Consider the following 9,581-nt stretch of genomic DNA (forward strand, 5'->3'; position numbering starts at 1 on the left):
ACACAACTCAAACAAGACAGTGACCCACGTCACTGACCTGCGACGGAGCGGCAGTAAGCGGTTACTCGGAGCGACTGTGGGCGCGGTGGGGCATCATCGGGTCTGTGACGCGACGCCTGATGCTCCTCGACACCGCCTCCCTCTACTTCCGCGCCTACTTCGGCGTGCCCGACTCGGTGCGCGCCCCGGACGGCACCCCGGTGAACGCCGTGCGCGGCCTCCTCGACTTCATCGGCCGCCTGGTGCAGGACCACCGGCCGGACGACCTGGTCGCCTGCTGGGACAACGACTGGCGTCCGCAGTGGCGGGTCGACCTGATCCCGACGTACAAGGCGCACCGGGTCGCCGAGGAGACGCCCGCCGGGCAGACGGACGAGGAGGAGGTCCCCGACACGCTGTCCCCGCAGGTCCCGATCATCGAGGACGTGCTGGCGGCGCTCGGCATCGCCCGGGTCGGCGTCACGCCCTACGAGGCGGACGACGTCATCGGCACCCTCGCGGGGCGGGCGACCGGACCGGTGGACATCGTCACCGGCGACCGCGACCTCTACCAGCTGGTCGACGACGCCCGCCAGGTCCGCGTGCTCTACCCGCTCAAGGGCGTCGGCACGCTCCAGGTGACCGACGAGGCGTGGCTGCGCGGGAAGTACGGCGTGGACGGCGCGGGCTACGTGGACCTGGCGCTGCTCCGCGGCGATCCGAGCGACGGGCTCCCGGGCGTCCCCGGCATCGGCGAGAAGACGGCGGCGAAGCTGCTGGACGCGTACGGCGATCTCGACGGGATCATGGCGGCGGTGGACGACCCGAAGGCGAAGCTGACGCCCTCGCAGCGCAAGCGGCTGGACGAGGCGCGCGCCTATGTGGCGGTCGCGCCGAAGGTGGTCCGGGTGGCCGGGGACGTCCCCCTGCCCGACTTCGACCCGGCGCTGCCGCGCGAACCGCGCGACCCGGCCGCCCTGGAGGCGCTGGCCGAGCGGTGGGGGCTGGGCGGAGCACTTCAGCGGCTCCTGACCGCCCTTCAGCACTGAGGTGTTAACTTAGGTATACCTAAGCTCACGTTTTCGAACCAGGGAGTACCTCGTGGCAGAGCGGCCGGCCCGGCAGGGACCCACGGCTCAGGGGGCGCAGGTCGTGCGCACCGAGCAGATCACCCCGCACATGGTCCGGGTGGTCCTCGGCGGCGAAGGACTCGCGGACTTCGCCCTCTCCGGCTTCACCGACCACTACATCAAGCTGTGCTTCGCGCCCGAGGGCGCGGACTACGCGCACCCGTTCGACATGGCCGCGATCCGGGAGAGCCACCCGCGTGAGCTGTGGCCCACCACGCGTACGTACACGGTGCGCTCGTGGGATCCGGTCGCCCGGGAGATGGCCGTCGACTTCGTCGTGCACGGCGATTCGGGCCTCGCGGGACCGTGGGCGCAGCGGGCCCGGGTGGGCGAGCAGGTGACCTTCCTCGGCCCCGGCGGCGGTTACGGCCCCGAGGCGTCGGCGGACTGGCATCTGCTGGCCGGCGACGAGAGCGCGCTGCCGGCGATCGCGGCGGCGCTGGAGCAGATGCCGTCGGGTGCGGTGGTGCACGCCTTCGTGGAGGTGGCGGACGCCTCCGAGGAGCAGAAGATCGTGACGCCCGACGGGGTGTCCGTGACCTGGCTGCACCGCGGCGACCGGCCCGTCGGCGAGCTGCTGACCGCCGCCGTGAAGGGGCTGGACTTCCCCGAGGGCGAGATCCAGGCCTTCGTGCACGGGGAGGCGGGCTTCGTGAAGGAGATCCGCCGTTATCTGCGCGTGGAGCGGCAGATCCCGCTGTCGCGGCTCTCGATCTCGGGTTACTGGCGTCTCGGCAAGGACGACGACGCCTGGCGCGCCGTGAAGCGCGAGTGGAACGAGCAGGTGGAGCGCGAGCAGGAGAGCGGCACGACCGCTCCGTAGCGCCCGCCCCGACGCCGGCCGCCCCCGGGCGGCCCCGCCGGACCGGCCACCGGGCCCCGTCCGCCGCACCCGCGGCGGGCGGGGTCCGCGCGTCGGGGCGCGGCGGACGGGGCCCGGTCGCGCCTCGCGCGGGGGCCGCCACGGCACGCACCCCCCACGCACATCCGCCCGGCCGCGCACACGGCCCCGCACCGGTCGCCCCACGGGGCGGACGCCGCCGGGCCCGGGGCGGTCACCCCACGGGCTCCGGCTCCGCACCGCCGGCAGCGGCCCCGGCGCCCCGCCCCCCGCCGTCTCCCGCGGCGCGGGAGCCCTCCGGATCGACCGGCCCCGAGAGGTTCCGCGGGGACTCGAAGCGCCGGAAGGAGACGTCGATGTGCGCCAGCCTCCGCAGCGCGCCGAACATCGCCTCGCCGAGGACGGTGCCCACGACGACGCTCTCGACCAGGTCCTCGCGGGCCACCCGCCGCTGCACGTAGTCCAGGTCGGCGCGGGCCACCGGCTCGGCGGCATCCGCGTAGGCGTCCAGCAGGCCGATGTACCCGCCGTGTCCGGCCCTGCGCAGCGCGGCCAGGACGCCCGCCAGCGATTCGGCGGCAGGGCCCCACTCGTCGGCATGCCAGCCCCGCCGCAGCAGGAGCTCGGCGACCTCGCGCCGCGCCTCCTCCAGATCCGGTCCCGCCTCTTCCTCGCGGCCCGCCGGGGTGACGCCGTCGGCCGCGATGCCGAGCACCTTGTGCACCGGCTGCTCGGGGTCGTCCATGACCTCCAGGACCTCGCCGATGCCGGCCAGCGAGAGGCCGCCGACGTCCAGCAGCGCCCGGATCAGGCGCAGCCGGCGTTCGTGCCGGGGGCCGTAGTGGGCCTGATTCGGGCTGGTCAGCTCGCCTGCGGGCAGCAGTCCCTCCCGTAGGTAGTACTTGATCGTCGGCACCGGGACCCCGGAACTGCGACTCAACTCACCGATACGCACCGCGTGTTCGCCCTTTCACCCTTGCCAGAAACCGCCCTCATCATAGATAGTCCCTCTATCGGATAGCGGACAGCGCAGCTATCCATATTAATCGCATCATCACAGGGGGTCCCTCATGTCGTCATGGCGTTCCTGGCATCGCCCATTAGTGATCTTCTCCGCCGCGATGGCCGTCATGGCCCTCGTGTCCGCCGTGGGCCTCGTCGTCGACGACCGGGTCCTGGTCGGCGCGCCGATCTGGGCGAAGCCGTTCAAGTTCGCCGTGTCCTTCGTCGCGTACTGCATGACCCTGGCCTGGATGCTGACCCGGCTCACCCGGGGGCAGCGCACCGGCCGATGGGCCGGCCACGTCGTCGTGCTGACGAGCCTCACCGAGATGGTCCTGATCACGGTGCAGGTCGTCCGGGGCCGGCGCAGCCACTTCAACACCGCGACCCCCTTCGACACCGCGCTGTGGAGTGCGATGGGGCAGACCGTCGCCGTCCTGTGGGCGGCCACCCTGGTGATCGCCGTCCTGCTGCTGCGCAGCCGCATCGCCGACCGGGCGACCGCCCTGGCCGTCCGGGGCGGTCTGCTGATCGCCCTGGCCGGTGCGGGCCTCGGCTTCCTGATGGGTGGGCCGAGCGAGGGCCAGCGGGCGGCGAGGAACCTCGACACCGCCGACGTCATCGGCGCGCACTCCGTGGGCGTACCGGACGGCGGCCCGGCCATGCCGCTGACCGGCTGGTCGACGACCGGCGGCGATCTGCGGGCCCCGCACTTCGTGGGCATGCACGCCCTCCAGCTCCTCCCGCTCCTCCTGATCGCCCTGCCGCTGCTCGCGCCCCGTTTCGCGCCGCTGCGCGACGCCGGAGTGCGGCTGCGTCTGGTGCGGGTCGCCGTGGGGGGCTACGCGGCGCTCCTGGCGCTCATCACCTGGCAGGCGCTCCGGGGGCAGCCACTGGTCCACCCGGACGGGCTCACGCTGGCCGCCGCCGGCGCCGTCCTCGCGGCGGTGGTGTGCGCAACGTGGAGCGCGCTGCGCACGGCCGTCCCCGACCGCCCGTCCCCCCGCACCGCCGACGACAAGGAGCCCGCGGTATGACCGACGCCCTGTTCGAGATCACGTTCTACCTGGCCGCGCCGTTCTGGCTGCTGATGGTCTTCGCCCCCACCTGGTCCGGCACCGCCCGCGTCGCCGCCTCGCCGCTGACCGTGCTGCCGGTGCTCGTCGTCTACGTGGTCATGGCCGTCCCGGTGTTCCCGGAGCTCTGGTCGGCGGTGAGCAGGCCGGACATCGACACCTTCCGGGATCTGATGGCGCTGGCCGGCGGCGCGGGGGCCCTGTGGGCGCAGGTGATCGCCTGGGACCTGCTGCTCGGGCAGTGGATGTACCTCCAGGGCCGGAAGCTGGGGCTGTCGCCGCTGCTGATGGGACCGCTGCTGGTCCTGACGATCCTGCTGTCGCCGTTCGGGCTGCTGATCTTCCTCGCCGTCCGCGCCGTCCGCTCGCCGCGGCGCGAAACGCCCACCGGCTGAGTCGCGTCCTCCCGGGGTCCGGTCTGGAAAGATCGCGGCCGTCCGACCAATCCGCACGGTCCTCGGCTCCGAATCACTCCCGGAAGCGACGATCGCCCCGGGAGGAAAGCCGCGTGAAGGAAGCCGTACACATCAGTGGGGTGGCCTCGGCCGGTCCCGATCTCCAGGAGCTCCTGGTGCGGGTCGCGCGGGGTGACCAGGACGCGTTCGCCGCGGTGTACGACGCGGTGAGCGGGCCCGTGCTCGGCCTGGTGCGCAGCGTGCTCCGCGATCCGGCCCAGTCGGAGGAGGTCGCGCAGGAGGTGCTGGTGGAGGTGTGGCGCACCGCGCCCCGTTTCCGGGCCTCCCGGGGCAGCGCGATGAACTGGGTGCTGACCCTGGCCCACCACCGGGCCGTCGACCGGGTCCGCTCGGCCGAGGCCGCCGCCGCCCGGGAGCACAAGGCGGCGCTGCTGGACCGGACGCCCGCCTTCGACGAGGTGTCCGAACAGGTCGAGACCCGGCTGGAGAGAGAACAGGTACGGCGCTGTATGCGCACCCTGTCCGAGCTGCAACGGGAGTCGGTGACCCTGGCCTACTACCGGGGCCTGACCTACCGTGAGGTCTCGGAGCTGCTCGCCGTGCCGCTGGGCACCATCAAGACACGACTCCGCGACGGCCTCATCCGCCTGCGCGACTGCCTGGGGGTGAGCGCATGAGCACGGCCGAACTGCACACGCTGACCGGTGCCTATGCCCTGCACGCACTGCCGGACTCCGAACGGCACGAGTTCGAGCGCCACCTGGAGGACTGCGAGGCCTGCGCCCAGGAGGTGCGGGAGCTGTCGGCCACCGCCGCCCGGCTCGGCCTCGCCGTCGCCGAGACCCCGCCGCGCGAGCTGCGCGACCGGGTGCTGCGGGAGATCACGACCGTACGCCAGGAGGCTCCGACGCCCGGCAGACGGGCACGGACCGGCGGGGGCGGACGGACGGGCCGGTGGTACGCCTACGCGCTCGCCGCCTGCGTCGCCGCGGCCGCCGCGTTCGGCGGGGTCGCGGTCTGGCAGAACCAGGTGGCCCAGGACGCCCGGCAGGAGGCGAACCAGGCGCAGCGGCAGAACGAGCGGCTGGCCCAGGTGCTCTCGGCCCCGGACGCGAAGACCGCGTCGAGCGAGCTGACCGGTGGGGCGCACGGCACCGTCGTCGTCTCGCAGAGCCAGAACCGCGCGGTGTTCCTGGCCTCGGGGATGGCTCCGCCGCCGAGCGGCAAGGTCTACCAGATCTGGTTCAACGACGAGGGCACGATGCGCTCGGCCGGACTGATGGACCCGAAGGCGAGCGACGACGCGGTCCTGCTGAACGGTCCGGTGGACCGGGCGTCCGGCATGGGCATCACGGTCGAACCCGCCGGCGGATCGGCCGAACCGACCTCGGATCCGGTGGCCCTGATGAACTTCCCGACCGCCTGACCCCACACCCACGAACCATGCGAGGAGCGCCCGTTCCATGAGTGTCGCGGTGGTGCTGTTCACCTCCGATCTGCGTCTGCACGACAACCCGGTGCTGCGTGCCGCCCTGCGGGACGCCGACGAGGTCGTCCCGTTGTTCGTCCGGGACGACGCCGTCCACCGCGCCGGGTTCGACGCGCCCAACCGGTTGGCCTTCCTCGCCGACTGTCTGGCCGCCCTGGACGCCGGACTCCGCCACCGGGGCGGCCGGCTGATCGTCCGCCGGGGCGAGGCGGCCACCGAGGTGAGGCGGGTGGCCGAGGAGACCGGGGCGGCCCGGGTGCACATCGCCGCCGGGGTCAGCCGGTACGCGGCGCGGCGCGAGCAGCGGATCCGCGAGGCGCTGGCGGACACCGGCCGCGAGCTGCACGTCCATGACGCGGTGGTCACCGCGCTCGCCCCGGGCCGGGTGGTCCCGACGGGCGGCAAGGACCACTTCGCGGTGTTCACCCCGTACTTCCGCCGTTGGGAGGCGGAGGGAGTACGGGGCACACTGACCGCTCCCCGCACGGTGCGGGTGCCGGACGGCGTGGCGAGCGACCCGCTCCCGGACCGGGACTCCGTCGAGAACCTCTCCCCCGGCCTCGCCCGGGGCGGCGAGGAGGCGGGCCGCAAACTGGTGACGTCCTGGCTGAACGGGCCGATGGCCGACTACGAGGACGGCCACGACGACCTGGCCGGCGACGCGACGTCCCGGCTCTCCCCGCATCTGCACTTCGGTACGGTCTCCGCCGCCGAACTGGTCCACCGCGCCCGGGAGAAGGGCGGGTTGGGGGGTGAGGCGTTCGTGCGCCAGCTGGCCTGGCGCGACTTCCACCACCAGGTCCTCGCGGACCGGCCGGACGCCTCCTGGTCCGACTACCGGCCGCGCCACGACCGCTGGCGCTCCGACGCGGACGAGATCGACGCCTGGAAGTCCGGGCTCACCGGCTATCCGCTGGTCGACGCGGCGATGCGGCAGCTCGCGCACGAGGGCTGGATGCACAACCGGGCCCGGATGCTGGCCGCGAGCTTCCTCACCAAGACGCTGTACGTGGACTGGCGGGTGGGCGCCCGGCACTTCCTGGACCTGCTGGTCGACGGCGACGTGGCCAACAACCAGCTCAACTGGCAGTGGGTGGCGGGCACCGGCACGGACACCCGGCCCAACCGGGTCCTCAACCCGGTCATCCAGGGCAAGCGCTTCGACGCGCGCGGCGACTACGTACGGCGCTGGGTGCCGGAGCTGGCGGAGGTGGAGGGCTCCGCGATCCACGAGCCCTGGAAGCTCCAGGGCCTGGACCGGGCGGCCCTGGACTATCCGGACCCGGTGGTGGACCTGGCCGAGGCCCGGGCCCGCTTCGAACGCGCCCGGGGCCTGGACTGACCGGACCACGGCCACCGGACGAGGGGCCCGTCCCGCGCAGCCGCGGGGCGGGCCCCCTTCGCTGTCACACCCGGCGCGGCGGCCGGGGGAAGAAGCCGCTCGTCCGCGCCACGTACGCGTCGAACCCGGGCCGGTCGGCCATGTGGCGCTCCAGCAGGGCCGCTCCGCTGCCCCTGGTCAGCAGGAAGCTCATCACCAGCGGGGCGACGACCGTGGCGGCAGCGGCGGCCGGTGCCTGGCAGACGAAGAGGAAGAGGCCCCACCAGACGCAGAAGTCGCCGAAGTAGTTCGGGTGGCGGGTCCAGGACCACAGCCCCCGGTCCATGATCTTCCCCTTGTTGGCGGGGTCGGCCTTGAACCGGGCGAGCTGCGCGTCACCGATCGCCTCGAAGGCCAGCCCGACGGCCCACAGCAGCACCCCCGCCCAGGCCCACGGGGCGAGCGGCGCGGTGAGGTACTGCGCGGCCTGGACCGGGAGCGAGACGAGCCAGACGAGGGCGCCCTGGAGGAGGTACACCTTGCGCAGGGCGTACAGCTGGGGGTTGCCGGGGGCCTTGGCCAGCATCTTCTCGTAACGCGGGTCCTCCCCGTGCCCCTTCCCGCGCCGGCCGATGTGGATCGCGAGGCGCAGCCCCCAGATCACGGTCAGGGCGGTGACGAGCAGCCGGCGGACGTCGTCGCCCTCGCCCGCCGACAGACTGTAGGAGACCAGGGCGACGGCGGCGAACCCGATGCCCCAGGCCACGTCGACGATCCGGTGCACGCCCTTCCTCAGGGCGACGGCGAAGGTGACGAGCATGACGGCGAGGGCGGCGACGGCCGCGCCCGCGAGCCCGCTCGCGAACGCGCCCCAGGCGAAGCCGCTCACCGCTCCTCCTCGGGCCCGGCCGGTGCGTACCAGTCGCGCCGGGTGGCGGGCATCGCGGCGGAGCCGACCGGGTCGGGCCGTACGCAGAGGATCTGGTCGACGCCCATCCGCCGTTCCTCGAACGCGAGCGCGCCGCCGACGAGGTAGAGCCGCCACACCCGCGCGGTCTCCTCCCCCACCAGGGCGACGAACTCCGCCCAGCGCTCCTCCAGGGTGCGCCGCCAGGCCTCCACCGTCCACACGTAGTGCTCGCGCAGCGATTCGACGTCACGCACCTCCAGGCCGGCGCCCTCCAGCAGGGCGACGGTCTCGCCGAGCGGACGCATGTGCATGTCGGGGGCGATGTAGGACTCGATGAACGCGCCGCCGCCGGGCGCGATGGCCCCCCGGGACATCTGCTGGACCAGGGCCCGCCCCCGCGGCCGGAGCACGTCGTGCAGGATCGCGGTGAACGCCGGGTACTCGGCGTCCCCGACGTGCTCGCCCATCTCGACCGTGGACACGGCGTCGTACGCCCCCCGGGTCTCCGGCCGCCCCGCGATGTCCCGGTAGTCGATGTGTCGCACCTCGACGAGCTCGCCGAGGCCGCGTGCGGCGACCTGCTCGCGTACGTACGCGGCCTGTTCGGCGGCGAGGGTGACGGCGGTGACGCGGACGCCGTGGCGCTCGGCCGCGTACAGGGTCAGCGACCCCCAGCCGCAGCCGATGTCCAGCAGCCGCGCGCCGGGCCGCAGTCCGAGCTTGCGGCAGATCAGCTCCAGCTTGTCGCGCTGGGCGTCGGCCGCGCCGTAGCCCGGCGCGTCGCTGGTCCAGTAGCCGCAGGAGTACGCCATCGTCTCGTCGAGGAGCAGCGCGTAGAAGGCGTTGGACAGGTCGTAGTGGTGGCTGATCGCCGCCCGGTCGCGGGCCTTGCTGTGCAGGGTCCCGCGCAGTCCGGCGCGGGCGGCGGGGGCCGGCGGCCGGGGGCCGACCGCGCCGAGGCGCAGGGCGAGGCCCGCCGCCCTGATCCGGTCCGCGAGGGCGGGCGAGGGCGGGGTGAGGCCGCGGTCGCGCGCGGCCCGGCGCATGGCGCGCAGCCCGTCGCCGAGATCGGTGTCGAGGTCGATGTCACCGGTGATGTAGGCCTCGGCGAGGCCGAGTTCGCCCGGCTCCCACAGCAGGCGGCGCAGCGCTCTGCGGGTCCGCACATGGACGGTGGGGGCGTCCCTGGGCCCGGTCTCGCTGCCGTCCCACATCCGGACCCGGACCGGCGGCGGGCCGCCGAGGAACCGCTCGATCAGCGGTTCGACGCGCTGGGCGGCCCCGGTCGGGGTGCGCCGGGCGGGGGGCTTGGGTGCGGTCGTGGTCACGCGGTCTCCTCGCGGGTCAGAACCAGTTGCTGCACATCGAGATAGCCGGAGCGGAAGCCCGCTTCGGAGTAGGCGAGGTAGAAGGTCCA

Annotated in this window: 10 protein-coding genes and 1 pseudogene; 7 read left to right on the top strand and 4 right to left on the bottom strand. The window is 73.6% G+C overall.

Annotated features, from left to right (window positions below; all coding sequences use genetic code 11):
- Positions 1–119: 119 nt before the first annotated feature.
- Together DTB53_RS06225 and DTB53_RS06230 are read left to right on the top strand one after the other, a co-directional pair.
- Positions 120–1,028 carry a 5'-3' exonuclease gene (locus DTB53_RS06225; RefSeq protein WP_042497503.1) on the top strand — a complete coding sequence of 303 codons (909 nt, stop codon included), beginning with the start codon at positions 120–122 and terminating at the stop codon, positions 1,026–1,028.
- A gap of 52 nt (positions 1,029–1,080) precedes the next feature.
- Positions 1,081–1,932: a siderophore-interacting protein gene (locus tag DTB53_RS06230; protein WP_003970195.1), complete on the top strand. Its 852-nt coding sequence runs from the start codon at positions 1,081–1,083 to the stop codon at positions 1,930–1,932.
- A 232-nt stretch (positions 1,933–2,164) separates the two neighbouring features.
- Here the strand turns inward: DTB53_RS06230 and DTB53_RS06235 are convergent, their stop codons facing one another.
- Complete coding sequence (locus tag DTB53_RS06235) at positions 2,165–2,905, bottom strand: MerR family transcriptional regulator (RefSeq protein WP_012381589.1); 741 nt, start codon at positions 2,903–2,905, stop codon at positions 2,165–2,167.
- Between the two features lie 115 nt (positions 2,906–3,020).
- Between DTB53_RS06235 and DTB53_RS06240 the strand changes: the two genes are divergently transcribed.
- The 5 genes from DTB53_RS06240 to DTB53_RS06260 all read left to right on the top strand — a co-directional run bounded on the left by DTB53_RS06240 (position 3,021) and on the right by DTB53_RS06260 (position 7,275).
- Positions 3,021–3,989 carry a hypothetical protein gene (locus DTB53_RS06240; protein WP_012381588.1) on the top strand — a complete coding sequence of 323 codons (969 nt, stop codon included), beginning with the start codon at positions 3,021–3,023 and terminating at the stop codon, positions 3,987–3,989.
- Entirely contained in the window at positions 3,986–4,423 is a 438-nt protein-coding gene (locus tag DTB53_RS06245; protein ID WP_012381587.1) for an ABA4-like family protein, read from the top strand. The genes DTB53_RS06240 and DTB53_RS06245 overlap by 4 nt, the downstream gene beginning before the upstream one ends.
- Positions 4,424–4,536: 113 nt before the next feature.
- Positions 4,537–5,121, top strand: coding sequence for a sigma-70 family RNA polymerase sigma factor (locus DTB53_RS06250; protein ID WP_012381586.1), 585 nt, complete (start codon positions 4,537–4,539; stop codon positions 5,119–5,121).
- A complete protein-coding gene (locus DTB53_RS06255; RefSeq protein ID WP_012381585.1) occupies positions 5,118–5,870 on the top strand; it encodes an anti-sigma factor in 753 nt (250 codons plus the stop codon). The genes DTB53_RS06250 and DTB53_RS06255 overlap by 4 nt, the downstream gene beginning before the upstream one ends.
- Before the next feature lie 37 nt (positions 5,871–5,907).
- Positions 5,908–7,275, top strand: coding sequence for a cryptochrome/photolyase family protein (locus DTB53_RS06260; protein WP_012381584.1), 1,368 nt, complete (start codon positions 5,908–5,910; stop codon positions 7,273–7,275).
- A gap of 64 nt (positions 7,276–7,339) precedes the next feature.
- Here DTB53_RS06260 and DTB53_RS06265 read toward each other — a convergent pair whose 3' ends face one another.
- The 3 genes and pseudogenes from DTB53_RS06265 to DTB53_RS06275 all read right to left on the bottom strand — a co-directional run.
- The gene (locus DTB53_RS06265; RefSeq protein ID WP_012381583.1) at positions 7,340–8,143 is read right to left on the bottom strand and encodes a DUF1295 domain-containing protein; all 804 of its coding nucleotides are present in this window, start codon (positions 8,141–8,143) and stop codon (positions 7,340–7,342) included.
- Entirely contained in the window at positions 8,140–9,492 is a 1,353-nt protein-coding gene (locus tag DTB53_RS06270; protein WP_012381582.1) for a class I SAM-dependent methyltransferase, read from the bottom strand. The genes DTB53_RS06265 and DTB53_RS06270 overlap by 4 nt, the downstream gene beginning before the upstream one ends.
- A pseudogene (locus tag DTB53_RS06275) lies at positions 9,489–9,581 on the bottom strand (class I SAM-dependent methyltransferase); the annotation flags it as partial. The gene DTB53_RS06270 and the pseudogene DTB53_RS06275, both read right to left, overlap by 4 nt.

It is taken from the genome of Streptomyces griseus (assembly GCF_900460065.1).
Lineage (GTDB): Bacteria > Actinomycetota > Actinomycetes > Streptomycetales > Streptomycetaceae > Streptomyces > Streptomyces griseus.